Annotated in this window: 28 protein-coding genes and 1 pseudogene; 13 read left to right on the forward strand and 16 right to left on the reverse strand. The window is 71.6% G+C overall.

The window, feature by feature from the left end; translation table 11 throughout:
• The first annotated feature begins 38 nt into the window (after nt 1-38).
• The gene (locus tag EDD29_RS11880) at nt 39-662 is read left to right on the forward strand and encodes an NAD(P)-dependent oxidoreductase (protein WP_123664451.1); all 624 of its coding nucleotides are present in this window, start codon (nt 39-41) and stop codon (nt 660-662) included.
• A 23-nt stretch (nt 663-685) separates the two neighbouring features.
• Here the strand turns inward: EDD29_RS11880 and EDD29_RS45400 are convergent, their stop codons facing one another.
• From EDD29_RS45400 to EDD29_RS11920, 9 genes and pseudogenes are all read right to left on the reverse strand, one after another.
• Nucleotides 686-838 (reverse strand): hypothetical protein, encoded by a 153-nt coding sequence (locus EDD29_RS45400; RefSeq protein WP_170201366.1) that lies wholly within the window; start codon nt 836-838, stop codon nt 686-688.
• A gap of 58 nt (nt 839-896) precedes the next feature.
• Nucleotides 897-1,067: pseudogene (locus EDD29_RS48080) on the reverse strand (protein kinase domain-containing protein); the annotation flags it as partial.
• Nucleotides 1,068-1,273: 206 nt separating this feature from the next.
• Complete coding sequence (locus EDD29_RS11890) at nt 1,274-2,065, reverse strand: acyl-CoA dehydrogenase family protein (RefSeq protein ID WP_123664452.1); 792 nt, start codon at nt 2,063-2,065, stop codon at nt 1,274-1,276.
• An 8-nt stretch (nt 2,066-2,073) separates the two neighbouring features.
• A complete protein-coding gene (locus tag EDD29_RS11895) occupies nt 2,074-3,168 on the reverse strand; it encodes an acyl-CoA dehydrogenase family protein (RefSeq protein ID WP_123664453.1) in 1,095 nt (364 codons plus the stop codon).
• Nucleotides 3,165-3,608, reverse strand: coding sequence for a nuclear transport factor 2 family protein (locus EDD29_RS11900; protein WP_123664454.1), 444 nt, complete (start codon nt 3,606-3,608; stop codon nt 3,165-3,167). Before EDD29_RS11900 ends, EDD29_RS11895 begins: the two co-directional genes overlap by 4 nt.
• A complete protein-coding gene (locus tag EDD29_RS11905; protein WP_123664455.1) occupies nt 3,598-4,806 on the reverse strand; it encodes a metal-dependent hydrolase family protein in 1,209 nt (402 codons plus the stop codon). The genes EDD29_RS11900 and EDD29_RS11905 overlap by 11 nt, the downstream gene beginning before the upstream one ends.
• Nucleotides 4,806-5,129, reverse strand: coding sequence for a hypothetical protein (locus tag EDD29_RS11910; RefSeq protein ID WP_123664456.1), 324 nt, complete (start codon nt 5,127-5,129; stop codon nt 4,806-4,808). The genes EDD29_RS11905 and EDD29_RS11910 overlap by 1 nt, the downstream gene beginning before the upstream one ends.
• Nucleotides 5,113-6,384, reverse strand: coding sequence for an aromatic ring-hydroxylating oxygenase subunit alpha (locus EDD29_RS11915; protein WP_123664457.1), 1,272 nt, complete (start codon nt 6,382-6,384; stop codon nt 5,113-5,115). Before EDD29_RS11915 ends, EDD29_RS11910 begins: the two co-directional genes overlap by 17 nt.
• Nucleotides 6,385-6,395: 11 nt before the next feature.
• Nucleotides 6,396-6,929, reverse strand: a complete 534-nt coding sequence (locus tag EDD29_RS11920) for a carboxymuconolactone decarboxylase family protein (protein ID WP_123664458.1) — start codon at nt 6,927-6,929, stop codon at nt 6,396-6,398.
• 331 nt (nt 6,930-7,260) lie between these two features.
• Here EDD29_RS11920 and EDD29_RS11925 point away from each other — a divergent pair, with 331 nt between their 5' ends.
• The 9 genes from EDD29_RS11925 (at nt 7,261) to EDD29_RS11965 (ending at nt 15,275) form a co-directional block, all read left to right on the forward strand.
• Nucleotides 7,261-9,387: an ABC transporter permease subunit gene (locus EDD29_RS11925; protein WP_211359660.1), complete on the forward strand. Its 2,127-nt coding sequence runs from the start codon at nt 7,261-7,263 to the stop codon at nt 9,385-9,387.
• Nucleotides 9,388-9,391: 4 nt separating this feature from the next.
• Entirely contained in the window at nt 9,392-10,078 is a 687-nt protein-coding gene (locus tag EDD29_RS11930; RefSeq protein ID WP_246052733.1) for an ABC transporter ATP-binding protein, read from the forward strand.
• Nucleotides 10,075-10,782, forward strand: coding sequence for an ABC transporter ATP-binding protein (locus tag EDD29_RS11935; RefSeq protein WP_123664460.1), 708 nt, complete (start codon nt 10,075-10,077; stop codon nt 10,780-10,782). The genes EDD29_RS11930 and EDD29_RS11935 overlap by 4 nt, the downstream gene beginning before the upstream one ends.
• The gene (locus EDD29_RS11940; protein WP_211359661.1) at nt 10,779-11,141 is read left to right on the forward strand and encodes a hypothetical protein; all 363 of its coding nucleotides are present in this window, start codon (nt 10,779-10,781) and stop codon (nt 11,139-11,141) included. Before EDD29_RS11935 ends, EDD29_RS11940 begins: the two co-directional genes overlap by 4 nt.
• A 12-nt stretch (nt 11,142-11,153) precedes the next feature.
• Entirely contained in the window at nt 11,154-11,465 is a 312-nt protein-coding gene (locus tag EDD29_RS11945) for a hypothetical protein (protein ID WP_123664461.1), read from the forward strand.
• 14 nt (nt 11,466-11,479) lie between these two features.
• Nucleotides 11,480-12,778: an amidohydrolase family protein gene (locus EDD29_RS11950; RefSeq protein ID WP_123670428.1), complete on the forward strand. Its 1,299-nt coding sequence runs from the start codon at nt 11,480-11,482 to the stop codon at nt 12,776-12,778.
• Nucleotides 12,779-12,860: 82 nt separating this feature from the next.
• A complete protein-coding gene (locus EDD29_RS11955; protein ID WP_123664462.1) occupies nt 12,861-14,027 on the forward strand; it encodes an acyl-CoA dehydrogenase family protein in 1,167 nt (388 codons plus the stop codon).
• Nucleotides 14,028-14,160: 133 nt separating this feature from the next.
• Nucleotides 14,161-14,793 carry a TetR/AcrR family transcriptional regulator gene (locus EDD29_RS11960; RefSeq protein ID WP_211359662.1) on the forward strand — a complete coding sequence of 211 codons (633 nt, stop codon included), beginning with the start codon at nt 14,161-14,163 and terminating at the stop codon, nt 14,791-14,793.
• A gap of 77 nt (nt 14,794-14,870) precedes the next feature.
• Nucleotides 14,871-15,275 (forward strand): hypothetical protein, encoded by a 405-nt coding sequence (locus EDD29_RS11965; RefSeq protein WP_123664463.1) that lies wholly within the window; start codon nt 14,871-14,873, stop codon nt 15,273-15,275.
• 49 nt (nt 15,276-15,324) lie between these two features.
• On the opposite strand, the gene EDD29_RS11970 is transcribed toward EDD29_RS11965, so the two are convergent.
• Nucleotides 15,325-15,900 carry a lamin tail domain-containing protein gene (locus tag EDD29_RS11970; RefSeq protein WP_148085933.1) on the reverse strand — a complete coding sequence of 192 codons (576 nt, stop codon included), beginning with the start codon at nt 15,898-15,900 and terminating at the stop codon, nt 15,325-15,327.
• A gap of 135 nt (nt 15,901-16,035) precedes the next feature.
• A complete protein-coding gene (locus tag EDD29_RS11975; protein WP_123664464.1) occupies nt 16,036-17,418 on the reverse strand; it encodes an MFS transporter in 1,383 nt (460 codons plus the stop codon).
• 82 nt (nt 17,419-17,500) lie between these two features.
• On the opposite strand from EDD29_RS11975, the gene EDD29_RS11980 reads away from it, so the two are divergent.
• Nucleotides 17,501-18,154 (forward strand): helix-turn-helix domain-containing protein, encoded by a 654-nt coding sequence (locus tag EDD29_RS11980; protein ID WP_170201367.1) that lies wholly within the window; start codon nt 17,501-17,503, stop codon nt 18,152-18,154.
• A 588-nt stretch (nt 18,155-18,742) separates the two neighbouring features.
• Here EDD29_RS11980 and EDD29_RS47660 read toward each other — a convergent pair.
• From EDD29_RS47660 to EDD29_RS12000, 4 genes are all read right to left on the reverse strand, one after another.
• Nucleotides 18,743-19,294 carry a YciI family protein gene (locus EDD29_RS47660; RefSeq protein ID WP_123664466.1) on the reverse strand — a complete coding sequence of 184 codons (552 nt, stop codon included), beginning with the start codon at nt 19,292-19,294 and terminating at the stop codon, nt 18,743-18,745.
• A gap of 14 nt (nt 19,295-19,308) precedes the next feature.
• Nucleotides 19,309-20,571: a CE1 family esterase gene (locus EDD29_RS11990; protein WP_148085935.1), complete on the reverse strand. Its 1,263-nt coding sequence runs from the start codon at nt 20,569-20,571 to the stop codon at nt 19,309-19,311.
• Between the two features lie 213 nt (nt 20,572-20,784).
• Nucleotides 20,785-21,609 carry an SDR family oxidoreductase gene (locus EDD29_RS11995; RefSeq protein ID WP_123664468.1) on the reverse strand — a complete coding sequence of 275 codons (825 nt, stop codon included), beginning with the start codon at nt 21,607-21,609 and terminating at the stop codon, nt 20,785-20,787.
• A 98-nt stretch (nt 21,610-21,707) separates the two neighbouring features.
• Complete coding sequence (locus tag EDD29_RS12000) at nt 21,708-22,466, reverse strand: SDR family NAD(P)-dependent oxidoreductase (RefSeq protein WP_123664469.1); 759 nt, start codon at nt 22,464-22,466, stop codon at nt 21,708-21,710.
• Between the two features lie 120 nt (nt 22,467-22,586).
• Here EDD29_RS12000 and EDD29_RS48085 point away from each other — a divergent pair, with 120 nt between their 5' ends.
• Together EDD29_RS48085 and EDD29_RS12010 are read left to right on the forward strand one after the other, a co-directional pair.
• Nucleotides 22,587-23,171 carry an SDR family NAD(P)-dependent oxidoreductase gene (locus tag EDD29_RS48085; protein ID WP_425455011.1) on the forward strand — a complete coding sequence of 195 codons (585 nt, stop codon included), beginning with the start codon at nt 22,587-22,589 and terminating at the stop codon, nt 23,169-23,171.
• Complete coding sequence (locus EDD29_RS12010; RefSeq protein WP_246053403.1) at nt 23,060-23,479, forward strand: nitroreductase family deazaflavin-dependent oxidoreductase; 420 nt, start codon at nt 23,060-23,062, stop codon at nt 23,477-23,479. Before EDD29_RS48085 ends, EDD29_RS12010 begins: the two co-directional genes overlap by 112 nt.
• Nucleotides 23,480-24,027: 548 nt before the next feature.
• Here EDD29_RS12010 and EDD29_RS12015 read toward each other — a convergent pair.
• A complete protein-coding gene (locus EDD29_RS12015) occupies nt 24,028-25,053 on the reverse strand; it encodes a helix-turn-helix transcriptional regulator (protein WP_123664472.1) in 1,026 nt (341 codons plus the stop codon).
• Nucleotides 25,054-25,089 lie beyond the last annotated feature (36 nt).

Consider the following 25,089-nt stretch of genomic DNA (forward strand, 5'->3'; position numbering starts at 1 on the left):
TTAGCGGTAAAGATTCTTTAGTGGATGGGGAGCGATACATGCGCGTCACGATCTTCGGTGCCACCGGACGGACCGGTCACCTGCTCGTCCAGCGTGCTCTGGAAGCGGGCCATGACGTCACCGCCTACGCCCGCACGCCCGCCAGGCTCCAGATCGCCCATCCGGCGCTGCGCGTGGTCGTGGGCGAGCTGGACGACGACGCGGCGATCGGCGAGGCGGTGCGCGGCTCGGACGCGGTCATCGAGGGGGTCGGCTCGGAGAGCGGGGGAACCCGCCGCGTCGTCGCGGCGATGACGGCCGCCGGGGTGAAGCGCCTGGTGGCGGTGTCCACGTGCAGTGTCCCGGACGCCGGCGATCGCCCCGACCCGGACGTCGAGGAACTCGTCCGGTTCGTGCGCACCAGGGCTCCGGGCGCCTACGCCGAGGTGCGGGCGGCTGCGGAGATCGTGCGCGCGAGCACGCTGGACTGGACGCTCGTCCGGGTCGCGAAACTGACGGACGACGCCCCGAGCGGCGCGAGGGCCGGGTACTACGGCCGAGGAGAAATCGGCATGTCGACGAGCCGCGCGGATCTCGCGGCTTTCCTGCTCGCCCAGCTCACGGACCCGGACCACGCCGGACGCGCCCCGGCGATCAGCAGCCGACCCCGCCTCCCCGCCTGATCTCCGCCTCCCGCGACGAGCGCCTAGGAGGCGGCCTGGGTGAGGTGGTCGCGGATGGCTGCATAGGCCGGGCGACGGGCGGGGTCGCGGGACATGAGGGTGAGGAGGAGGGGGCCGAGGACGGGTCCGGAGCGGGCGGGTGGCGTCGGGTCCTGGGTGATGACGGCGGCGATCATGCCGGTTGTCGGTGGCGGCCGAAAAGGGGGTGACGGCCTCGGCGGCGAAGTAGAGGGTGGCGCCCAGGCTCCAGAGGTCGGCGGAGGGGGCGGAGGTGCGGCCGTGGATCTGCTCGGGGGACATGAAGGCGGGCGTGCCGATCATCGCGTTCGTGGCCGTCAGGGTGGTGTCGCCCGCCGGCCAGGCGATGCCGAAGTCGGTGAGCTTGACCCGGCCGCGCGCGTCCAGCGAGTTCCATGACGCCGAACACCACCAGCAGAATCAGCACGATCTCGGGCCAACCGAGTGCGGCCACCGCGCAGCCTTCCCGTCGAAGGATCCGTCGGAAGAGTAATAGCGCGACTATGGGGGACTTTTTGTGGGTTCGCCGGGAAGGCTGCGCGGCCGGGCCCGGAGAGGGGCCCGGCCGCTTCCACCTGTGGAGTTGTGGGCCGTCACAGGTGGATGAGCCGGGGGGCGGTGCGCTCCGACCGCAGGAGGGCGCCGGCCTCTCGGCTCAGGTCTTTGGTGCTGCCCAGGAGGCCGTCGAGGACCAGGGCGCGTTTGATGTGGTGGTGGAGGTCGTGTTCGGCGGTGAAGCCGATGCCGCCCATGACCTGCTGGCAGTGGCGGGCCGCGGTGAGCGCGGCTTCGCCGGCCGCCGCCTTCGCGAGGAGGGAGGCCAGGTCGTCGGGGTGGGCCGTCGAGGCGATGAGGGCGGCTTCGGCTCCTTCCAGGGCGACCAGGGTTTCGGCGAGGCGGTGGCGGACGGCCTGGAAGGAGGCCAGGGGCTTGCCGAACTGGACGCGGGACAGGACGTGGGCGCGGGCCAGGGCGAGCATGGCGTGGCCGGAGCCGAGGAGCCACCAGCCCAGCGCACGGCGGCCCGCCGCCAGGGGCACGGGGTCGGCGCCGGCGGCCGTGCGGAGGGGGAGCGCCGGATCGAGGGCGATGCCCGGGACGTCGGTCCGCTCCCAGACGACGTGGGCGCGGCCCGTGTAGGGGAGCGGGAGGGTGCCGCCCAGCGGCCGCCCCGCCTCCGCGAGCACCACGTCGTTCAGGACCGACGCGTGCGCCCCGGTCTCGCCGAGCAGCCGGAACACCGACGGCACGGCGACCTCGGGCAGCTCCGCGAGCAGGTCGGGCCAGCCCAGGTCGGCCAGGGCCGTGTCCAGGGCGGGCCCGGAGGACGCGGTCATCGTCTTGCGCAGGGTCTCGGCGAGGAGGTCGCGTTCAGCGGCGTCCATCGTGGCCGTCACTCCTTTCCGAGGTCGAGCAGGCGGCGGGCGATGATGTTGCGCTGGATCTCGGAGGTGCCGCCGTAGATCGTCGCGGCCCGCGAGTACAGGTACTCCGGCTGCCAAGGCGACGAGCCCAGCTCCAGGACGCCGGGCAGCAGGTCCCGCGCGGTGTCGAACAGCTTCTGCTCGGCGGTCGCCAGCAGCACCTTGTCCACCGACGTCTCCGGGCCGAGCTTCGCGCCCGCGCCGAGCCGCTCCTGGGTGACGTGCGAGCGGCAGCGCGCGGTGTGCAGGGCCAGGTAGGCGGCGCCGAGCGCGGCGTCGTCGCGGGCGTCGAGGTCGGCCTGGTCGAGGACGCGGTCGAGCCGGGAGAACAGGTGCGCGATCCGGTGCCAGAAGCAGGTGGACCGCTCGTGCGGGAGCAGGTCCATCGCGAGGCTCCAGCCGTCCCCGGGCCGCCCGAGCATCCGGTCGGCCGGGACCGCGACGTCGTCGAAGAACACCTCGGCGAACTCGTCGACGCCGTGCATGGTCCGCAGCGGCCGGACGGTGATGCCGGGGGAGTCCATGTCCACGAAGAACGCGGTGATCCCGGCGTGCCCCGGGGCCGTCCGGGTCAGCAGGACACAGCGTGCGGAGAACTGGGCAAGGCTCGTCCACACCTTCTGCCCGCTGACGACCCAGTGGTCGCCGCGCTGGACGGCCCGGGTCGTCAACGAGGCGAGGTCGCTCCCGGATCCGGGCTCGGAGAACCCCTGGCACCACTGCTCCCGCCCGCTGAGCAGCAGCGGCACCATCTCCGCCGCGAGTTCGGGCCGCGCGTAGGAGATCAGCGTCGGCACCAGGACCTCGACCATCGAGTAGATCCCCGGCGCGGCGAGCCCGCGCGTCGCGACCTCCTCGCCGAGGACCGCCCGCAGCACCGCCGGGCCGCCCAGCCCGCCGACGAGCTCGGGCCAGCCGTACCGCATCCAGTCCGCGTCGAAGAGCGCCCGGCGGACCCGGGCGAGCTGGGCGACCTCCGCCTCGAGCGAGTGGTCGGGGCCGGGCGAGAGGTCGTTCTCGGCCAGCCAGGCGCACAGCCCCGACCGGAACTCCGCGATGCTCACGCGCTCGAGTTCTTGTACGCGTGCGGGATCCCCGAGTCGTGGTCCCCGGTGCGGCGGATGAAGGTCATCGACCGGGTCGCCAGCCGCCACCCGTCGGCGGTGCGCCGGTAGGTGTCGGAGTAGTACCCGATCCGCATGTGGTGGTTGGTGTGGTCGATGAACGCCAGCGGCTGGGTGCCGCTCGCGTCGTCGCCGTCGATCTCCACCAGGGCGGTGCCGGTGAGGAACAGGCCCTTGGGGGCCGCCGCGACGAGGTCGGGGAACTCGGTCAGCGGGTAGGTGTCGCCGAAGGCGCTGTAGGTGCCGTCGGGGGTGAACACCGAGACGAGGCCCTCGATGTCGCCCTTGGTGATGGTCACCGCGTACTTGGCGAGCAGCTGCTGGATCGCCACCTGGTCCTCGGTCTCCGAGGGGCCGGTGGCGGTGGTGTTATCCGGCAAAGACCTTTCCTCCCTTCATGACGAACTTGACCTGCTGGGTGACGGTGATGTCCGCGAGCGGGTCACCGGGGACGCCGATGATGTCGGCGAGCAGCCCCTCCGCGAGCCGGCCCCGGTCGGTGACGCCGAGGAGTTCGGCGGCCCTGACCGTCGCGGCCCGCAGGACCGCGAGTTCCGACATCCCGCGCGTGGTGAGCGCGACGAGCTCGCTCGCGTTCTTGCCGTGCGGGATGGCGGGCGCGTCGGTGCCGACCGCGATCTTGACGCCCGCCTCGATGGCCTTGCGCACCGATTCGCGGGCGCGCGGGAACATCTCGGCGGCCTTGGCCTTGAGCTCCGGCGCGGCCTTGGAGACGTCCATGCCGTCGGCGAGGAACGTGGTCGGCACCAGCCAGGTGCCGCGCTCCAGCATCAGCTCGATCGTCTCGTCGTCGATGAGGAAGCCGTGCTCGATGCAGTCGATCCCGGCGAGCACCGCGTTCTTCACCGCGCCCGCGCCGTGCGTGTGCGCGGCGACCTTGAGCCCGCGCCGGTGCGCCTCGTCGACGATCGCGCGCAGCTCCTCGTCCGAATAGTGCTGCGCGCCCGGCAGGCCGGTGTGCGACATGACGCCGCCGGAGCAGCACACCTTGATGAGCTGCGCCCCGTGCTTGATCTGGTACCTGACGGCCTTGCGCACCTCGTCCACGCCGTTGGCGATGCCCTCCTCCAAGGTGAGGGGCATGATGCCGGGCGCGAACGCGGCGAACATCGTCGGGTCGAGGTGGCCGCCGGTCGGGGTGATCGCGTGCCCGGCCGGAACGATCCTGGGCCCGTCGATCCAGCCCGCGTCGATCGCCTTGGCGAGCGCGACGTCGAGGAGGTACCCGCCGGTCTTGACGAACAGGCCGAGGTTCCGGACCGTCGTGAACCCGGCCCGCAGGGTGCGGCGGGCGTTCCCGACGGCCCGCAGCATCCGCAGGGGAGGGTCGTCCTGGACGGGCGAGTACGCGACGGTCTCGCCGCGCCCGCCCATCAGCAGGTTGACCTCCATGTCCATGAGGCCGGGCAGCAGGATCAGATCGCCGAGATCGATGACCTCGCCCTCGGGCGCGCCCCCGATCCCGGCGATCCGGTCGCCGTCGACCCTGACGATCCCGGGCCGGACGATCTCGCCGGTGTCCAGGTCGAGCAGGCCCGCCGCCTTCAGGGTGAGCATCAGAAGCCCGGTTCCACGAGGAGGTCGAGGTAGGCCGCGCCGCTGTCGGGGACGCGGGGCTGGCTCCAGCACTCCACGGGGAAGGAGACCATGACGACGGACTGAAGCAGATGCATCAGCGTCCGGACGTCCTCGGGCAGGTCCGTGAAGTCGTGCTTGTCGCAGTGGTCGAGCGCGGCCTCGAGACGGGGCATGGCCGCGTCGTAGAGGGCCTGCATCTCGTCCATCGAGGACGCGAGGCGCTTGGCGTAGCGCTCGGGCTCGGTGGGCAGGGCCCAGTCCTGGAAGGACTCCAGATCGGCGAACTCAGCGGGCAGCGGCATCGCGGTACTCCTCGACCTTGTCGGCGACGACCTTGTGCAGGTGGCGGAGCAGCAGCTCCTGGTCGCACAGCGGGAATTCGGTGACGGTCCTGGTGGCGATCATCGTCTGGGTCGCCTCCAGGGTGTTGGCGTCCTGCAGCGCGTACTCCTTGAAGGTGACCGCGGCCAGCTCCTGGGCCATGCGCTCGCGGGCGTTCTTCGGCGGCACGAAGTACAGGTTCGCCTCGAAGATGTGCCGGTCCACGGCGGTCGGCCAGTAGTGGTAGGTCAGGTACCAGCCGGGCGCCCAGAACAGCAGGGTGAAGTTGGGGAAGATCTCGAACGAGTCGGTGCCCCACGCGCGGTGCTTGGCCGGGTTGATCCCGGCGGGCAGCTCGGCCGGGTCGAGGCCGTCGATCGCGGGCCGGTCCCACGGGCCGAACAGGCCGCTGCGCAGCGCCCGCTCGATCGGCTTGACCATGCTCGGGTCCTTCGGCGGCGCCATGCCGCCCCAGGAGGAGATCATCGAGTGCGGGCTGTACAGCTCGTAGTGCAGCGCCTCGAACCCGTAGCCGAGCAGCTTGTCGGCCTCGTCCTTGGTCGCCTGCTTCTGGTGCAGGACGGGCGCGTGGTAGAACTCGGCGAACGCGTCGATGAACAGCTTCCAGTTGGAGCCGATCTCGGCCTTGTAGGTGTAGACCTCGGTCATCTCGTGGAACGGGTAGCCCTCGAGGCCCGTCGCCATCTCGCCGAGGTACTCCGTCAGGGTCTCCTGCGGGTCCAGGTTGACGAAGACGAACCCTTCCCAGACGTCGCAGGCCACCTCCTTCAGGCCGAAGTCCTTCTTGTCCAGGTCGAAGAACTCGCCCTCCTGCTGGACGAACGTCAGCTCGCCTTCGAGGCTGTAGCGCCAGGCGTGGTACTTGCAGGTGAACTGACGGCAGGTGCCGGAGACCTCCTCATTGGGATAGTCGTTCCACACCAGCTTGTTGCCGCGGTGCCGGCAGACGTTGTGGAAGGCCCTGACCTTCTTGTCGGCGCCCCGCACGATGATGAGGGACGTCCCGGCGGCGGCCAGTTCCTTGGTGAAGTAGTTCCCGGTGCGCGGGATCCGCTCGACGCGGCCGACGTTCAGCCAGGTCCGCTTGAAGATCGCGGCGCGCTCGTCCTCGTAGAACGCGGGGTCGATCGAGTCGGTGTAGTCGACCGGAGCGGTCCCGAGTTCGGGGTACTGCTCCGTCCAGCTCCCCGCCGGGGGCTTGGCGAAATGGGGCACGGTGAGGCCTTTCAGTGGTGGAGGTCGGGGTCCAGGCCGAAGGTGTTGAACGCCATGGCCAGCAGGCAGTAGGCGCCGATGGTGAAGACGAGGTCCATGAGCTGGTGCTCCGACAGGTGCTCGCCGAGGGCGGCCCAGGTCTCGTCGGTCAGGGCCGAGCCGTCGTCGAGTTCGTCGACCGCGCGCAGGACGAGGAGGTCCAGCGGGTCGGCGGCCTCGCCGCGCCCGGCCGCCTCGATCTCCGCGTCCGTCAGTCCGGCCTGACGGGCCAGCTCGGTGTGGTGCACCCACTCGAACACGCAGTCGCGGCGGCGCGCGACCCGCAGGATCGCCAGCTCCCGCAGCCGCGCCGGGAGGGTCGAGTGGATCAGCAGATGGGTGTTGAAGGTGAGGAACCGCCGCGCGAGCGCGGGGTGCCGCACGAGCGTGGCGAGCGCGGCGCCGACGTCGGCACGCTCGCGCCTGCCTTCGGGCATCAGGGAGGAGACGGCTTTGCGCTCCTGGTCGCCCCACTCTTCTGCCGTGATCGGCGGAAGGCGCGTCATGGTTCCTCGCTCTCGTTGAGGAGAATCGCATTCTCACTTACGAGCACAAGATTTCCACGATTTGGGTCCCGGAGTCAATGCGGGGACAGGAGTCAACCGCCACCGGTGCGGGAAGAACCCTGGCCAGAGCGAATGGTTGATTCTCTGTAAGCGAGAAGCTAGTTTCCTCTCACCGGTAGGAGCGTGATCCACCGGGCACCCCGCGGCAGGCCACCGCGTCCACCCAGCAGTTGTCGGGGGAGAGTACGAGGAGGAATCCGTTGAAACCGCATGAGACCCGCGCCGCGCCCCATGGGGCCGCCGGCGCCGGCGAGAGACCGAGAGACCTCCGGTGATCGACGAGCTCCTGATCTTCGGGGTCGTCGGCCTGAGCACCGCCGCGATCTACGCGGTCATCGGCAGCGGCCTGGTGCTCACCTACACCACCACGGGCGTCTTCAACTTCGCGCACGGCGCGGCGGGCATGCTGTCGGCCTTCGCCTACTGGCAGCTGTCGGTCGGCTGGGGAGTGCCAGTCCCGCTCGCGCTCGCCCTGGTGCTGCTGGTGCTGGCGCCGCTGTTCGGCCTCGCCGTCGAGAAGTTCGTCCTCCGCCCGGTGCAGGCACTCGGTGAGGCCGAACGGCTGGTCATGACCGTCGCGCTGCTCAGCGGCCTCATCGCCGCCGCGCGCTGGATCTGGGACCCCAACGAGCCGCGGCCCCTGCCGACGTTCTTCGCCGACGCGGAGCCGATCCACCTCGGCCCCGCCACCGTCACCTGGCACCAGGCGACGACCATGCTCGTCGCGATCGCCGTCGCGATCGGCCTGCGCGTCCTGCTGTTCGGCACTCGGGTCGGCGCGGAGATGCGCGCGACCGTCGACGACCGGGCCCTGGTCGGGCTCACCGGAGCCGACCCGCAGCGCGCGGGCCGGGTCGCGTGGGTCCTCGGCACCCAGCTCGCCGCGGTCGGCGGCATCCTCATCGCGCCGACCGTCGCGCTGGACGCCGCCCAGCTGTCCCTGCTCATCGTCAGCGCCTACACCGCGGCGATCTTCGGACGGCTGCGCAGCCTCCCGCTCACGTTCGTCGGCGCGATCGTCGTCGGCTGCTCGGAGAGCTACCTGACGGGCTTCCTGCCGCAGAACGACTACCTGCCGGGCCTGCGGCTCGCCGCTCCCGCACTCCTGCTGTTCCTCGCGCTGCTGGTGTTCCCGCAGCGGCGGCTGCACGGCGGCGACCGGCGGGCCAGGCGCGTCCCGGAACCGACCATGCGCGGCACGCTGGTGTTCGCCGGCGCCGTCGTGGTGTTCGGCGTGCTCCTCGCGAGCATCCTGAACCCCTCGGAACTCGTCAGCTACGGGCCGATGTTCTCCCTCGGCATCGTCGCGCTGTCCTTCGTGCCGCTCGCCGGATACGCGGGCCAGATCTCGCTCTGCCAGCTCAGCATGGCGGGCATCGGCGCGATCGTCTGGGCGCACCTGGGGGCCGACGGGCAGCCGTGGGCGCTGGTGGTCGCCGTGGCCGTCGCGGCGCTCGCCGGGGCGCTCGTCGCCATTCCCGCACTGCGGCTCTCGGGCGTGTATCTAGCGCTGGGCACGTCCGCGTTCGCAGTGGTCCTCGACCGGTGGATCTTCAGCATGCCGTCGTTCGAGGTGCTCGGTATCCGGATCGCGTTCTTCGACCAGGGCGCCGTGAACGTCGCGGGGCCCACGCTGTTCGGCTTCACCCTCGACACCGAGTCCGAACTGCTCATCCTCGCCGCGATCGCGCTCGCGCTCACCTCGATCGGGGTCGCCGGGCTGCGGCGCGGCAGGTTCGGACGGCGGCTCATCGCGCTGCGCGACAGCGAGGCCGCCTACGCGACCCTCGGCGGCAACCTGCTGGCCGCCCGGGTCGGCGTGTTCGCGCTCGCCGCGGGCATCGCCGGACTCGGCGGCGCCCTCTACGGGATGCAGCAGCGGGCCGTCACCCCGGAGCAGTTCTCGTTCACCGCGGGGCTCCCGCTGTTCCTCGTCGCGGTGATCGCCGGACTCGGATCGGTCGGGGCCGGGCTGTTCACCGGCGTCGCGTTCCTCGGCCCGATGCACGGCCTGGCGCTGCTCGGGCCCTGGGCGTCCAACGTGCTGTCGCTGCTGCCCAGCCTCGCCGGGCTCGGCCTCGCGCGCAGCCCCGACGGCATCATCGGCGGCTTCCGCGAGCAGTGGGCGCCGCTCGGCCGCGACCGCGTCGCGCTCCCGCTGCTCCTCGCCGCCCTCGCGGGCGCCTGGGGGCTGCGGCTCGGCGACGTCGTCGGCGGGTGGGGCTTCACGCTCATCGCGCTCGTCGCCGCGCTGCTGCTGCGCACCTGGGCCGCCGCGCGGGAGACCGCGCGGAACGTGCCCGCGACCCCTGAGATCCCCGTCGAATGGTGGGGACTGCGCCGTCCGTGGCGCGCCGAGGACGAGGAGGTGCTGGCCCGTGGCGTCGCTGGAGGTTAGCGGAGTGACCGTCGCGTTCGGCGGCCACCGCGCGCTGGACGGGGTCGCGATGACGGCCGAGGAAGGGCACGTCACCGGCCTCATCGGACCGAACGGGGCGGGCAAGAGCACCCTGTTCGACGTCGTGTCCGGACTGCGCAGGCCGTCGGCCGGGCGGGTCTCGCTCGGCGGCAGGGACGTGACCGGGCTCGGGCCCTCGCGACGGGCCAGGCGCGGGCTCGCCCGGACGTTCCAGCGGCTCGAACTGTTCGGCCGGCTGAGCGTCCGGGACAACCTGCGCGTCGCCGCGGAACTAGGGCCGGAACGGCGCAAGGCCGACGCCGCCGTCACCGGCCTCATCGAGCGGCTCGGACTCGGCGCGGTCGCCGACGACCACGTCGACACCCTCCCGACCGGGCTCGCCCGGCTCGTCGAGGTCGGCCGGGCCCTCGCGGTGCGGCCGACCCTGCTCCTGCTGGACGAGCCGGCGGCCGGGCAGGACGCCGACGAGACCGAGCGCTTCGCGGCGCTCCTCCGCTCGGTCGCCTCCGACGGCACCGCGGTCGTCCTGGTCGAGCACGACATGGGCCTCGTCATGTCCGTCTGCGACCGGGTCCACGTGCTGGACCTCGGCAAGATCATCGCGGCCGGGACGCCCGAGGAGATCCGCCGCGACGAGCTGGTACTCGCCGCCTATCTGGGGGACGCATGAGCGCGCTGCTGGAACTGCGCGGCGTCCGCGCCGCCTACGACAGGATCACCGTCCTGCACGGCGTCGACCTCACCGTCGGCCCCGGCCAGGTCGTCGCGCTGCTCGGGCCGAACGGCGCGGGCAAGACCACCACGCTGAAGGTCGCCGCCGGAATCCACCCGGCGTCGTCCGGCAGGCTCGTCCTCGGCGGCCGGGACGTCACCGGGGCCGCCCCGCGCGACCTCGCCCGCGCCGGGCTGTGCCTCATCCCGGAAGGCAGGGGAGTGTTCCCGAACCTCTCCGTCCGGGACAACCTCCTGATGATGACCTTCACCGGGCGTGCCCGGGAGGAGATCGAGGAGATCGCCTTCACCCGCTTCCCCGTCCTGGCGAAGCGGGCCGGGCAGACCGCGGGCACCCTGTCCGGGGGCGAGCAGCAGATGCTCGCCCTCGCCCGCGGCCTCGCCACCGACCCCGCGGTGCTGCTGCTCGACGAACTGTCGATGGGCCTCGCGCCCCTCGTCGTCGCCCGGCTCTACGAGCAGGTCGCCGAGATCGCCGCCTCCGGCGTCGCGGTGCTCGTCGTCGAGCAGTTCGCCGCCGCGGTCCTCGGCATCGCCGACCACGCGGCGGTCCTCGTCCGCGGCCGGATCGAACGCCAGGGCAGCCCCGACGACGGCCTCCGCGCCGAACTCTCATCCCTCTACCTGGGGAGCGCCACATGACCGACACCCAGCTGCCGAGCGCCGAATCGCGGGCCGACCGCTTCGCCCGCGAGATGGCCGAACTGAAGATCCCCGACCCCGCCGCGGGCCGCGCCGCGCTCTGGCTGCGCCTCGGCGGCGGCCTCATGGCGCTCGGCCTCGTGCTGGGCGCGGTGGGCTACCTCCTCGCCCACGGCACCACCGACCCCCTCGCCCAGCGCGACGCACTCGCGCTCGGCCTCGCCGGGGTGTCGGCCAGCGTCGTCGGCGCCGCCCTGTTCGTGCGCTACTCCCTCACCGGGTTCCTGCGGTTCTGGATGGCCCGGCAGTCCTTCGACCTGGCCCGGCTCACCGAAAGCCTCGGCGGGCCCCGCGACTAAAGGAGACGAACCATGACAGCACCGCGCTCCGGCGAACAGCTCGCCAGCACCGTGTGCGGCACCCGGGTGGTCGTCGTACGCGCCCCGGCCGACGCCTCCGGCGTCCTGGCCTGCGGCGGCAGCCCCATGGTGGCCGCGGCCTCCGCCGCGAAACCCGGCGCGCCCACCCCGGCGGGGCAGGCCGTGACGCTCCTCGGCAAGCGCTACACCGACGCCGCCGGGACCCTCGAACTGCTCTGCACGTCCGCCGGGACGGGCGAGCTGACCTACGACGGCGAGCCGCTCACGCTCAAGGCCGCCAAACCCCTTCCCGCCTCGGACTGAAAGGACTGATGGCCATGAACCGCGACGACATGATCCTCATCAGCGTCGACGACCACATCATCGAACCGCCCGACATGTTCGTGAACCACCTCCCGGCCAAGTACAAGGACGACGCCCCCCAGCTCGTCCACCGGGAGGACGGCACCGATGTCTGGAAGTTCCGCGACACGGTCATCCCCAACGCGGCGCTCAACGCCGTCGCGGGACGCCCCAAGACCGAGTACGGCATGGAGCCGCAGGGCCTCGACGAGATCCGGCCCGGGTGCTACGACGTGCACGAGCGCGTCAAGGACATGAACGCGGGCGGCATCCTCGGGTCGATGAACTTCCCGTCGTTCCCCGGCTTCGCCGCGCGCCTGTTCGCCACCGAGGACCCCGACTTCTCGATGGCGCTCGTCCGCGCCTACAACGACTGGCACATCGACGAGTGGTGCGGCCAGTACCCGGGCCGCTTCATCCCGATGGCGCTGCCCGCGATCTGGGACCCGCAGCTGTGCGCCGACGAGGTCCGCCGCGTCGCCGCCAAGGGCTGCCACTCCCTCACCTTCACCGAGAATCCCGCCGCGCTCGGCTACCCGAGCTTCCACAACGAGCACTGGGACCCGTTGTGGAAGGCCCTCACCGACACCGGCACGATCCTCAACGTGCACATCGGCTCGTCGGGCCGCCTCACGATCCCGTCGGTCGACGGCCCGCCGGACGTGATGATCACGCTGCAGCCGATGAACATCGTCTCGGCCGCCGCCGACCTGCTGTGGTCCCGGGTCATCAAGGAGTTCCCGACCATCAAGATCGCGCTGTCCGAGGGCGGCACGGGCTGGATCCCCTACTTCCTCGAGCGCGTCGACCGGACCTTCGAGATGCACGCGACCTGGACGCTCCAGGACTTCGGCGGGCGCCTCCCGTCGGAGGTCTTCCGCGACCACTTCCTCACCTGCTTCATCAGCGACCCGCTCGGCGTCCGGCTCCGGCACGACATCGGCATCGACAACATCTGCTGGGAGGCCGACTACCCGCACAGCGACTCGATGTGGCCGAACGCCCCCGAGGAGCTGCACGAGGTGCTCACCAAGTACGACGTGTCCGACGGCGACATCAACAAGATGACGCACGAGAACGCGATCCGCTGGTACCAGTTCGATCCGTTCGCGCACGTGCCGCGCGAGCAGGCCACCGTCGGCGCGCTGCGGGCCGCCTCGCCCGGCCACGACGTGAGCATCCAGTCGCGCAGCCACCGCGTCATCGCGCCGGAGGAGAAGCTCGAGGGCTTCCGCCAGCGCGCCCGCGCGGCGACCGCCCGAGCCGCCCAGTGACCGTCACGACCGCGTCCGGCCGGGGCTCCCGCCCTGGCCGACGCTCCCGCGGGCGCCGCCCGCGAGCGAAGGGAGGCAACGCGTGGACTTCGCGCTGAACGACGAGCAGCGGCTGTTCCGCCAGACGCTGCGCGACTTCGCCGAGAAGGAGATCATGCCGGTCGCCTCCGAGTGGGAGCGGACGGGACGGTATCCGGCCGAGTTCGTCGAGAAGTTCCAGGACATGGGGCTGTTCGGGCTGAACGTCCCCGAGGAGTACGGGGGACTGGGCGCCGACCGGGTGTCCTACGCCCTGGCCTTCGAGGAGATCGCGCGGGCGTGGCTGGGCGCGGCGGGCCTGTTCGGGCCGCACTCCGTCGCGTGCTGGATGGTCTCCCGGAACGGGACCGAGGAGCAGAAGGCGCGGTTCCTGCCCCGGATGGCCTCGGGCGAACTGCGGTCGGGCCTCGGGCTGACCGAGCCCGGCGCGGGCACCGACCTCCAGGGCATCATCACGACCGCGGTCCGCGACGGGGACCATTACGTCGTGAACGGGGCGAAGACCTGGATCACCAACGCCAGGGTCGCCGGGATGCTGCCGATCCTCGTCAAGACCGGGGCGGTGGACGGCGGGCACGCGGCCATGTCGGTGCTGCTCGTCGAGACCGACACCCCCGGCTTCCGGGTCACCCGGGACCTGCCGAAACTCGGGTACAAGGGACCCGAGACGTGCGAGCTCGTCCTGGAGGACGTGCGCGTCCCCGCGGCGAACCTGCTCGGCGGGGAGGAGGGGCACGGACTCCAGCACGTCCTCGGCTCGCTGGAGATCGGCCGGATCAACATCTCCGCCCGCGCCGTCGGCGTCGCCCAGGCCGCGTACGAGGCCGCGCTGAACTATTCGCGCGAGCGCGAGGCGTTCGGCAAGCCCATCGCGAACTTCCAGGCGATCCAGCTCAAACTGGCCGACATGGCCACCGAGATCCAGGCCGCGCGGCTGCTCGCCTACTGGGCGGCGACCCGCTCGGAGGAGACCGGCGGACGCGTCGACCTGGAGGCCGGCATGGCGAAGATGTACGCCTCCGAGGTGGCCATCAAGTGCGCGCTCGAATCCATGCGGATCCACGGCGGGTACGGCTACTCGGCGGAGTACGTCGTCGAACGGCTCTACCGCGACGCGCCCCTCATGGCGATCGGGGAGGGCACCAACGACGTCCAGCGCCTCATCATCGCCAAGTCCCTCGTCTCCGGAAAGGGACGTCTCGGCTGGTGAGCGCGTAGCGCGGAATCACCTCTGAAATACCCCCCTTTTTCACGCCCCTGTGACCCTTGTCACAGGGGCGTAACCAACCTAATGTGTGTTCAGTAGGTTGGTTGAAAGGGGCAGCCCGCTGAGTGAAGACAGGGTGAAAGAAGACAGGCGAACCATCGCCGATCCGCGCCCTTACGCCGCGCTCCTCGCGAAGGGCGAGGACCGGAGGCAGCGGATCCTCGCGGTCGCCCAGCGGCTGCTGCGGCGCCAGGGTTGGCGCAGCACCACGCTCGGCCAGATCGCCCGTGAGGCCGGGATCAGCACCGCCGGAGTCCTGCACCACTTCGAGTCCAAGGAGCAGCTGCTCCACGCGATCCTCGACGCCCGCGACGCGGACGACGAATCGCACTCGGACTACATGTCGGGCGACCTCGTCGAGGAACTCGGCAAGCTCGCCGAGCGCTTCCGGCGCTCACCCGACCTCGTGGGGCTGTTCGCCATCCTTCGCGTGGAGAACATCGACCCCGAAGCACCCCTCCACCAGAGGTTCCGCAGCAGGCACCGCGTCGCCCTGGAGACCGTGTCCGCCTTCATCCGGGACGGCCAGCGCTCCGGAAAGTACCGGGTCGAGCCGGACCCGGCAGTTTTGGCCGCCGAGATCGTCGCATTCTTGAATGGGATAGAGACAACATGGCTGCTCGACCCTTCGTTTCCCCTGAGCGAGGTCTTCAGGGAGTACGTTGCGTCACTCGACCGGCGACTCGCCCCGCCGTCGGACGCATCCTGAGGCCCCGGCTCTTCATCGCCGCGTCCAGCCCCGAAGAGGCGGTCCGCTCCGCCGGCGGCTGGCTGTTCGACTGCGTCATGGCGGGCTGGGACGTCACCGTCCTGACCCCCGGAAAGGCCGATCCCACCGCGCTGCGCATCCTCGGCGCCCGCTCCGGCGACCTCGAGGCCGCGATCACCCGCTCGGTGCCCGGCCCCCGTCCCGTCGCCGTCGCCGTCGAGGCCCTGCTGTGCGAGACCGAGCCGCGCGTCGGCTCGCTCCTGCGCAAGGCGCTCGACACGTCCAGCGCCGACATCCGCGTCTGGGGCGCAGCCCGCCCCGCCACCTTCGCGGACGCCGTCGACCCCGTCCGCCACCGCCTCAGCACCGCCGCCCGCGCCTTCAAGTCCCACGCCCTGGCGGCGCTTCCCAGCACCTCCGCCCCGCACGTCCTCCCCACCGAGACCTTCCACCGCACCCCGTCCGCGGCGGCGAGGTCCTGACGGCCTTGGAGCGCGCTCTCCACCCTGGAGCGCGCTCCATCACCGTCCCCTACTCGCAGACGACCCCGTCGCCGTCGCGGTCGGTGTACCAGTCGTACTCGGGGTCCTGGCCCTCGTAGTAGGGGCCGTAGCCCGCGGCCGTCGCCTGGGCGCAGGTGTCGAACTGCGGGTCGGTGCTCGGTTGCGGCGGGGGCTTCGGCTTGCTCTTCTTCCAGGTCTTGGACAGCACCTTGGTGCCCTGCGCGTCGCGGAGGGTCGCGGTGTCGCCCGTGTTGTTCCAGATGTACCAGCCGCGCTGCATGTACAGGTGGGTCGCGGAGTTCTTGCCCTTGCCCGTGTGGACGGTGACGCTCTTGCCCGCCCTGAGGGTGAACGCCGGGAACCTGTACACGTGGTGCTGGGCGTCGCGCAACGTCCAGTTCTTGAACTTCACCGCCTTTCCGCCGGTGTTCTTGATGACGACGTACTCCTTGTTGAGGTGGGAGTTGCCGCCGTTGTCCGCGCCCGGCGCGTCGTACTGGATCTCGGTGTACTTCAGCGCCGGCTTCGCCGCCGCCGACGCGGAGGTCCCCGAGCCCACGAGGACCGCCGCGAGCACGGCGGAGGTCATGACAGCAGAACGCACGAATGCCCCTTGGGTAGCGAAAATCGGAGCGCCAATCTAAGGGAGGCATGCGGGGTATGGGTGAGATTTCCGGAAACGGTATTTCTTCGGAAGATCCGGGCCGCGCGGTGTTCCGGCGCCGCGGGCCCGGACCCGTCACGGCCCGGCCGGCTTGGGGAGGGCGAAGCTCAGCGGGACGATGAGCGCGAGGGCGGCCGCGGCGGCGAGGAAAGCGTGCTGGTAGCCCACCACGGGAGCGGCCGCCGAGGCCGCGACCGTCGCCAGGGCGGCGAGGCCGATCGAGCCGCCGACCTGGCGCGCGGTGTTGATGAGCCCGGACACGAGGCCCGCCTCGGAACCTGGGGCCGCACCCGTCGCGAGGGCGGCGACCGGGGTGAACAGCAGGCCCGAGCCCAGGCACATGACGATCGCCGGGCCGAGCAGTCCGGCGGCGTAGGACGTGTCCTCGCCGAGCCGCGCCTGCCAGAGGAAGCCCGCGGTGCCGAGGACCGCGCCGAGGATCAGGACGGCGCGCGGCCCGAACCGTCGCATCAGCGCGGGCGCGGACCGGGCGCCGACGATGATGGCCGCCGTGTGCGGCAGGAATCCGAGGCCCGCGCGGATCGCGCTGTAGTGCAGCACGTTCTGCATGTAGAGCGACAGGAAGTACCACATCGCGAAGAAGGCGGCCCCGACGAGGACCATGATGACGCTCGCCGCCGAGATCGCCCGGACCTTGAAGATGCCGAGCGGGACCAGCGGCGCCGTCGCGAACCTCGCCTCGACCAGCAGGAACAGCGCGAGCGCGGCGACGCCCGCGCCGATCGGGCCGAGCGCCTGGACCGCGCCCCAGCCGTGCTCGTGGGTCTGCGCGGTGCCGTAGGCCACGAGGGAGAATCCCGCGGTCACTAGGATCGCGCCCGTTACGTCGAGCCGCCTTGCGGTGGGCACCGCGCGCTCGGCGAGGACGACGAAGGCCGCGGCCACGACCGCGCCGCCCACCGGCACGTTGATGAGCAGCACCCACCGCCAGGACAGGTACTCGGTGAGCACCCCGCCCAGCACGGAGCCGATCGCCCCGGCGGCCGCGCCCGCGGCGCTCCACCTCGCCACCGCCCTCGTGCGCGCGGAGGGATCGGTGAACGTGGTGGCGAGGATCGTCAGGGTCGCGGGGGACAGGACCGCCGCGCCGACGCCCTGGAGCGCCCGCGCCGCGACGAGCAGGCCCGCCGAGTCGGCGAGGCCGCCCGCGAGGCTCGCCGCGCAGAACAGCGCGAGGCCCGCCAGGTAGACGCGCTTCTGGCCGAAGAGGTCGGCGGCGCGCCCGCCGAGCAGGAGGAAGCCCGCGAACGTCAGGGCGTAGGCGTTGACGACCCATTGCAGGCCCGTCGCGTCGAAACCGAGGTCGGTGCGGATCGCGGGCAGGGCCACGTTGACGATCGAGACGTCGAGGACGACGAGGAACTGGCCGAGGCAGGCGACCAGCAGCACCACGGAGGCGCGCTTGTCCGCTGTCGCGGGTTGCGCGGTCGAGGTCATGGGGAGTCTCCAATCGGAGCGGAGTATTCCGCTCGGAAAGGCTAACGGAATGATCCGCTCCGGTCCAGCTACACTTCGGTCCATGACGACTCGCCCCGCCGCGGGCGGCCGCAAGGCCGAAGCCGCGCGCAACAACCGCACGGTGCTCAACGCGGCCCGCGAGGTCTTCTTCGAGCAGGGCTTCGACGCACCCATGTCCGCGATCGCGGAGCGCGCCGGCGTGGGCATGGGCTCCCTCTACCGCCGCTATCCGAGCAAGGAGGTCCTGGCCCGCCACCTCTGCACCATCTCCATGGAGGGCACGCTCGCGGCCGCCGAACGCGCGCTGGCCGAGGAATCGTCGGGCTGGTCGGCCCTGGTCCGCTTCATAACGGAATCCCTGGAATGCGGCATGGGCGCCCTCTCCGGCTTCGCCGGCTCCTTCCCCGTCACCCAGGCCATGATCGATCTGAGTGAACAGGGCGCGAACGCCATGCAGGAGATCCTCACCCGCGCCGCCGCCGAAGGCTCCGTCCGCCCCGACCTCACCCCGGGCGACCTCGTCTACCTCCTCAAACTCCTCGCCACGAAGACCACCCCGGACCCCGCCCGCACCACCGAACTCCGCCCCCGCTACCTGACCATCGTCCTCGACGGCCTCCGCCCGACCCCCACCCCCCTCCCCGCCCCCGCCCCCACCTGGCCCGAAATCGCCGCCCGCTGGGGCCCCGCCACAGACCTCCCCGAAGACCTCTAGCGGCCTCGCCCGCCGGAGGACGGCCTCGGCGGCACGGGAGAATCCCGCACCACAGATCTTCAACTCCGGGCGCCTCACCCCCGAACCCTGACGGCCCCGCCGAACACCCCTCGTCGCGGGGACGAGCCCCGGCCCGGCAAGGATCGCGGCCCTAGCGCCGGAACACCCCGCGTGCGTGGAGCGAACGCGATCGGCTCCGCGCGCAGGAGCTTGCCGACCGGACCACCTCCGCCTGCGCGGAGCGAACTTCGTGCGCCGCCGGACGCTGCTCCGGCTCACCGGACCACCTCCGCCTGCGCGGGGAGGAGGACCTGAGCGGCGCGACCCTAAGCCGCGCGTACGGAACACCCCCCGTGCGCGGGGAGGAGGCCGCTGCTCGGAGCAGCCGCCCGGGGCGCGGCGGAACACCCCCGCGTGTGCGGGGAGGAGCTCTCGCCCACCCACGAGTCGCGCACTCTCCCGGAACACCCCCGCGTGCGCGGGGAGGAGGCTTGCTGGTCTGGGTGTTTGTTGTGGGGGAGGGGGCTTTCGTTTTGTTGGGTTCGGTTCGGGCGGGCTCGACGTCAGTCGGATGCGGGGGGTTCGGGGTTAGGTGGGGCGGCCGCCGGGGGACCAGGGGTGGAGTTCGATCGAGGCGTAGGCGGGGGTGGTGAGGAAGGTGCTCGCGGTGGTGGGGGAGTCCGATCGGAGGAGGGCGGCGGTGCCCAGCCAGGTGGTGGCGTCGTCGGAGAGGAGGGGGCCGTAGGCGATGAGGGAGGGGGAGGGTGGGGGGAGTTCGTCGGCGGGGGTGGCGGAGGCGGCTAGGGCGATGAGGAGGTAGGCGTCATCGTTGAGGGACGCGAGGGGGTAGTCCCACATGGTGCGGCCGAGGGTGTTGTGCCAGCGGCGGAGCATGACGTCGCGGTAGGCGCCGGACTGGTAGTTGGGTTCGTTGAAGGCGAAGGCTCGGGCTGCGTCGGGGGAGGGGAGGTCGAGGATGTGGACGCTGCCCGTGGGGATGTCCTCCTCCGGGTTCCAGGTGGGGCCGCGGGCGATCATCTGGGCGGCGAACCCGTCCATGTAGGACCAGTGGCGTTCGCCGTTGGCCATGCGGAGGGCGCGGGAGCCCGGCCGGTCCCGGTGGTAGCAGAAGAACTCCATGGGGAGGATTCTGCCTAAAGGTGGAACGCGGTGACGAAGTCCCAGATGACGTCGTTGGCCGTGATGTCGTGGGTCGTGCCGCCGAGGAAGGGGCCGAGGAAGGGGAGGCCGCCCGGCCAGTTGTGCCCGCCGCCGCGGATCCGGTAGAGGACGACGGGGGCGTCGGCGGGGCAGCCCAGGTAGGTGATGCGGTCGACGGTCGTCCGGTCGGCCGGGTCGAGGTCGGGGAGCGCGGTGGTCTCCGTGTCGGTGGAGCAGCCGTTGTTGCCCGCCCAGAACGCCGCGGCCGGGGGCGCCGTCGTATACGGGACGACGGAGTCCCCGTCACCGTGCAGGAGCACGATCGGGACCGGGCGGGTCGGGGCGCAACCTGCGATATCGCTGAGCTGGCCGGACACCGGGGCGAAAGCCGCGAAGCGCGTGTTCTCGCAGGCCAGCTTGCTCGTGAAGAAGCCGCCGTTGCTCATCCCCGAGGCGTAGAGGCGGGACGGGTCGGCATTGAACCGTTCGACCAGGATGTCCTGGAGTCGCATGACAAAGCCGGGATCGTCCAACTCGGGCTCCGTGGTGCCCGCCGGGACGCCCTGCCATCCACGTCCGTGATGTTCGGGCGTGATCATGATGTACCCGCGGGTGCGCGCGTGGTCGGCCATCCTGCCGAAGAACTCCGCCATCCACGGCGCCTCGATCAGGCCGGGGAAGTGGAAGAGCACGGGTCGGGGCGTGCCGTCGTAGTCGTCGGGCAGCCTGAGGATCGCCCGCCGCTCGACGCCCGCGTGCGCGATCCGGATCGCGTGGTCCCCGGGATCGGGCAGCGCGTCGACCAGGGTCAGCGAGACCGTGCGGCGGGCCGTGTCCGGGCCGTCGGTGACAGAGGCGGGGCCGGTCCAGGTCACGGTCCCGTCCTCGGGGACCGTGACGCCGCGGACGTCGGCCTTGACGCGCACGCCGGAGCCCGGATCCTCCAGGGTGAACGACCCGGTGAGCCCGGTGAGCCCGCGCCGCACGTCGAGGGCCGCGGTGACGTCCCCGCCGGAGGGCCCGGGGAAGGCGCCTCGCCCGGCGATCCGGACCGTCGCGAAGTCGGCGACCCGGTCGGTGACGGCGAACCCGCCCGAGGTGAGCGCTCCGTCGGCGGTGTAGGCGGATCCGTCGATGCGGACCGAGAACCGGTCGGCCGGGGCGGGCGCCGGGTCGGCCGCCGCCGGAACAGCGGGCGAGAACGCCGCGACCATGAGCGCGAACGCCATGCACGAACGTGCGAGCAACGGTCTCACGGCTCTTCTCCTCTGGGCGGGGATCCGCGCCGGGATCCGACGGCGTCCGGGACGCAACATTGAATAATTTATATAGATCAAGATCGGCGGATCGGCCAGGCCCAATCCCGGAGCGCGCGTCCGCCTGCCGGGTGCGGTGGCGGGCTCGTCCCGACCGCCTTCGCGCGAGCGGCCGGGTGCTCAGACCCCGGAGGCCCAAACCTCCGGCAGGCGTCAGTCGGAGGCCGCGGCGCCGGGGCCGAAGAGGGCCTCGGCGCCGAAGAGGTCCTTGAAGACCGAGGAGTAGTCGGGGCCTCGACGGAGGTGGTGGCCGCCGTCGACGTTGATGATCTGGCCTGTGATCCAGGAGGACTCGGGGCCGGCGAGGAAGCGGACGGCCTCGGCGATGTCCGCAGGCCGGCCGATCCGGGCGATGGGCATGCACTCCAGGTAGTCCTGGAGGACGGGGCCCTGGTCGGCGATGCCCGCGATGAGCTCCGTCGCGACGACGCCGGGACGGACCCCGTTGACGCGGACGCCGAAGGCGCCGAGTTCGTCGGCCGTGAGCTGCACGAGGTGGTCCACCGCGGCCTTGGAGACGCCGTAGGCACCGAACCACCTGTGCGTGTTGGACGCCGCGATCGAGGAGACCGCGACGATCGCGCCGCCGCCCGCCTCGATGAGCGCCTTCGACCCGTGCTTGATCGTGAACATCGTGCCGGTGGCGTTCAGCTCGAGCGTGGTGCGCCACGCGTCGGCGTCGAGCGTGCCGATCGGTCCGATCGAGGTCGAGCCGCCCGCGTTGGCGACGATCGCCTTGAGCGGACCGCGCGCCGCGGCGGCCGCGATCGCCGCGGTGATCTGCTCCTCTTGGGTGATGTCCGCAACGATGTAGGTGGCTTTGTCGCCAAGTGTCGCGATCGCGGACTTCAGCCGCTCCTCGTTGCGGCCGCAGATCGTCACCAGGGCGCCGTCGGCGACGAACCTCGCCGCGCAGCCGAGGCCGATGCCGCTGCCGCCGCCCGTCACCAGGACGGACGCGCCTTCGAGAGATCCCATTTCCGCACCTTCTTCCTTCCGGCGGGGTGTGCCGGAGTCTTCCTTGACCGGGGATCGCGTTGCCGTGAGGGGTGCCACTGACCGTCAGAGAGGGGGTTTCAGCGGTCGACCGCGGTCGTTCCGCCGTCGACGGTCAGGTGGGCGCCCGTGATGAACGAGGCCTCGTCGCTCATGAGGAACCGCACCGCGCTCGCGACCTCCGCCGGCAACCCCATGCGGCCGAGCGGGGACTTCGCCGCGAACTCCGCGCGCATCCCCTCGCCGGCTATCGCGAGCAGAGGCGTGTCGATGTAGCCGGGGCATACGGCGTTCACCCTTACCCCGTCGCCGGCGAGCTGGTGGGCGAGCGCCCGGGTGAGGCCGAGGAGTCCGGCTTTGGACGCGCAGTAAGAAGGGATGAACAACTGCCCGACGAACGCCTCGATGGAGGCGATTCCCACCACGGCCGAACCCGGGTGGGCCTTCAGGTCGGCGAGCAGTTCCTGCACGAGGAAGGCATGTGCCCGAAGGTTGACGTGCTGGACGGCGTCCCAGGTCTCCTCATCGAGGTCCCCGACCGCGGCGGGCCCCGAGATCCCCGCCGCGTGAACGAGCCCGCCCAGCGAGCCCAACGCGGCACGGCTACGCCGGACGGCCTCCGGGAGCTCCGCGCGCTTCGTGACGTCGATGCTGACGGCGAGGACAGGGACGTCGGACTCTACGGCGATCTCGGACGCGACGTCTCCGGCGTCGGCGAGGTCCCACAGGGCGACGGGCCGGCCCGCGCGCGCGAGCGCCTTCGCGCACTCCGCGCCGATCCCGGAGGCGGCCCCGGTGACGATCACCCCGGTGCCCGGACCGGGCAACGATGACGGCATTTATATTCCTTATAATTGATACTTGATGCCTCGACCGCTTCACATTAGCGTTCCCTACGGCCCCCGGACAGGGGTCGGACGCGACCTCCGGGAGGCTCGAGTGCGGGACTTCGCGACAGGATCGCCGTCGTCACCGGAGCGGGCAGCGGCATCGGCCGCGCCCTCGCCCTCCGCTTCGCCGACGAGGGCATGGACGTCGCCGTCACCGACATCGACGGCGCGGCCCTCGCCTCGACGGCCGAGGCGGTCGCGTCCAGGGGAGTCCGCACGGTCACGCACGTGGCCGACGTGGGCGAGCAGTCAGAGGTGGAGGCGTTCGCCGACCTCGTCTACGCCGAGTTGGGAGCCGTCCACCTTCTTTGCAACAACGCCGGGTCTACATGGGCGGGCAGACCTGGACCCGTCCGGCGGCCGACTTCGCCCGGACCCTGCGCGTCAACCGGCCTGCACCGAGGGCCTTTTCGCCCAAGCCGCAGCCCTGGCCTCCGGCGCTCTCCCCGACATGCCCGACTTCGAATGGCGAGGCTGACATGCCCGAAACCGCAAAGCCCAAAGGCATCGACTCTCCCCGCGCGATCAAGATCATCAAGATCATGTCCCGCGTCAACATCCGGCTCTACCGCCTCACCAACGGCCGCATCGGCGGCACCTGGCGCGTGGGCAGCGCCCTGCGCAAACCGGTCCCCGTCTGCCTGGTCACCGTGAAAGGCCGCAAAACCGGCAATCCCCACACCATTCCGCTCCTCTACCTCCCCGACGGCGATCGCGTCATCATCGTCGCCTCCCAGGGCGGACTGCCCAAAAACCCCATCTGGTACCTCAACATCCTCACCAACCCCGACGTCACCATCGAGGTCCGCAAAACCACCCGCACCATGCGCGCCCGAGTGGCCACCCCCGAAGAGCGCGCCGCCCTCTGGCCCCGGCTCGTCGCCCAATACGCCGACTTCGACACCTACCAGGCCCGCGCCGACCGCGAAATCCCCGTGGTCATCTGCGAACCCACCCCCTGACCCGTCCCCGCCCGCGCACGGTCACCCGTCCTCGGCCACCTTGACCCCGTCGATCATCGAACCCATGCGCATGAACACTCACCCATGGCGTGATTCCCGGATCGCGCCACGGATCCGCGGGCGACGGCGCTCCGCCCCGAGACCCACGGGGTGTTCCAGGACCCACCGGATTCCTCTGCGCGGGGAATGTCCGCATTCAGGCTGGAGCCGATCACTCCCGAGAACACGGCTCCGCCGGGCAGTCCGTCGAGGCGGTCGAGGGCGGGGCGGTCGTGGTGGCCGAGGATGCGGAGGGCGCCTCGCAGGGCGAACGCATGAGGTCGCGGCACGCTTTCGCGGCGTAGTGCACCCGACCAGGGAGAGTCGGAATTCGTGGAGACTTCATCCCGGGGGAGGGACGTCGCCCCCCGGGTGGTGGGACCGCGGGGCCCCCAGCGTGCGGGGCGTCGGCGATGGCCGACCTCGCCGGCCTCGGTGAGCGGTGGAGCCGACCGAATCCGGCAAGGACGGCTCGGTGGGCAAGGACGGCGTCCGCTCGACCGTCTCGTTCACCCTCCGGTGGTCCTCTCGTCGGCCCTGCCCGGCCTGTCGTCCGGCGGGCCGGGCAGGGCCTTTGCGGCGGTGCGCAGGCGGTGCGCGAGGGCGCGGCAGCGGTCGGCGAGCTCGGGTGGGTGCAGGGGCTGGAAGGGGTGGCCGAGGAGGACCATGTGCATGACGAGGAAGTCCAGGTCGTCGGCACCGGCGAGGACTTCGCAGAGGTCGTCGCCCGCGGCGTGGACGACGGCCGCCGACGCGGGGATGCGGGCGCGGACGGTGGCGGCGGGGGCGTGGACGAGGAAGCGGGCCTGGTGGGCGTAGGGGCGGCTCGCCACCGATTCCTGGACGTACCGGGCGGCGTCGGGGGCGGGGCGGGGACGGAACCGCCAGGTGCGGGCGGCGACCTCGGTCATTCGGTCGACGCGGAAGGTGCGCCAGTCGGCGCGGTCGAGGTCGTAGGCCAGCAGGTACCAGCGGCGGTCGGAAGCGACCAGGCGGTAGGGCTCGACCCGGCGGGTGCGCACGGAGCCGCCTGACGGGTAGGCGAAGCCCGCCTCGACCTCGTCCCGGCACGCGCCCGCCAGCGTCGTCAGCGCTGAGGGGTCGACGGGTTCGCGACCTCCGCCGAAGGACTCCACCGAACCGGCGAGGGTCCGCACCTCCTCCCGCAGCCGGTGAGGCAGGACGCGGTCGAGCTTCGCCAGCGCGCGCAGCGCCGCGTCGCCGGTGCCCGCGACCGCCCCGGTCCCGGCGGTGAGCAGGGAGACGGCCGTGGCGATCGCCTCCTCGTCGTCGAGGAGGAGCGGCGGGAGGTCCCGCCCAGGCCCGAGCCGGTACCCGCCGCCCGCGCCCTGCCCGGCGTGCACCGGGTAGCCCAGCGCGCGCAGACGTTCCACGTCGCGCCGCACCGTGCGCGCGGTGACCCGAAGCTTCTCGGCCAGTTCGGGGCCCGTCCACACCTGGCGCTGCTGCAGCAGCCCGAGCAGCCGCAGCACCCGCTCCGTCGTGCCGAGTTCTGCGCCTTTTGCCGGGTCCATGACGACACCCTGCCAGAAAGCGGACCGATCCTGTCC

It is taken from the genome of Actinocorallia herbida, from assembly GCF_003751225.1.
GTDB lineage: Bacteria > Actinomycetota > Actinomycetes > Streptosporangiales > Streptosporangiaceae > Actinocorallia > Actinocorallia herbida.

Excerpts from the sequence above, each read along its gene's own strand:
- EDD29_RS11880 (WP_123664451.1), top strand. The coding sequence starts at position 39 with ATGCGCGTCACGATCTTCGGTGCCACCGGACGGACCGGTCACCTGCTC.
- EDD29_RS45400 (WP_170201366.1), bottom strand. The coding sequence starts at position 838 with ATGATCGCCGCCGTCATCACCCAGGACCCGACGCCACCCGCCCGCTCC.
- EDD29_RS11890 (WP_123664452.1), bottom strand. The coding sequence starts at position 2,065 with ATGGACGCCGCTGAACGCGACCTCCTCGCCGAGACCCTGCGCAAGACG.
- EDD29_RS11905 (WP_123664455.1), bottom strand. The coding sequence starts at position 4,806 with ATGCTCACCCTGAAGGCGGCGGGCCTGCTCGACCTGGACACCGGCGAG.
- EDD29_RS11910 (WP_123664456.1), bottom strand. The coding sequence starts at position 5,129 with ATGCCGCTGCCCGCTGAGTTCGCCGATCTGGAGTCCTTCCAGGACTGG.
- EDD29_RS11920 (WP_123664458.1), bottom strand. The coding sequence starts at position 6,929 with ATGACGCGCCTTCCGCCGATCACGGCAGAAGAGTGGGGCGACCAGGAG.
- EDD29_RS11935 (WP_123664460.1), top strand. The coding sequence starts at position 10,075 with ATGAGCGCGCTGCTGGAACTGCGCGGCGTCCGCGCCGCCTACGACAGG.
- EDD29_RS11940 (WP_211359661.1), top strand. The coding sequence starts at position 10,779 with ATGACCGACACCCAGCTGCCGAGCGCCGAATCGCGGGCCGACCGCTTC.
- EDD29_RS11945 (WP_123664461.1), top strand. The coding sequence starts at position 11,154 with ATGACAGCACCGCGCTCCGGCGAACAGCTCGCCAGCACCGTGTGCGGC.
- EDD29_RS11950 (WP_123670428.1), top strand. The coding sequence starts at position 11,480 with ATGAACCGCGACGACATGATCCTCATCAGCGTCGACGACCACATCATC.
- EDD29_RS11965 (WP_123664463.1), top strand. The coding sequence starts at position 14,871 with ATGGCGGGCTGGGACGTCACCGTCCTGACCCCCGGAAAGGCCGATCCC.
- EDD29_RS11975 (WP_123664464.1), bottom strand. The coding sequence starts at position 17,418 with ATGACCTCGACCGCGCAACCCGCGACAGCGGACAAGCGCGCCTCCGTG.
- EDD29_RS11980 (WP_170201367.1), top strand. The coding sequence starts at position 17,501 with ATGACGACTCGCCCCGCCGCGGGCGGCCGCAAGGCCGAAGCCGCGCGC.
- EDD29_RS47660 (WP_123664466.1), bottom strand. The coding sequence starts at position 19,294 with ATGGAGTTCTTCTGCTACCACCGGGACCGGCCGGGCTCCCGCGCCCTC.
- EDD29_RS11995 (WP_123664468.1), bottom strand. The coding sequence starts at position 21,609 with ATGGGATCTCTCGAAGGCGCGTCCGTCCTGGTGACGGGCGGCGGCAGC.
- EDD29_RS12000 (WP_123664469.1), bottom strand. The coding sequence starts at position 22,466 with ATGCCGTCATCGTTGCCCGGTCCGGGCACCGGGGTGATCGTCACCGGG.
- EDD29_RS12010 (WP_246053403.1), top strand. The coding sequence starts at position 23,060 with ATGTCCCGCGTCAACATCCGGCTCTACCGCCTCACCAACGGCCGCATC.
- EDD29_RS12015 (WP_123664472.1), bottom strand. The coding sequence starts at position 25,053 with ATGGACCCGGCAAAAGGCGCAGAACTCGGCACGACGGAGCGGGTGCTG.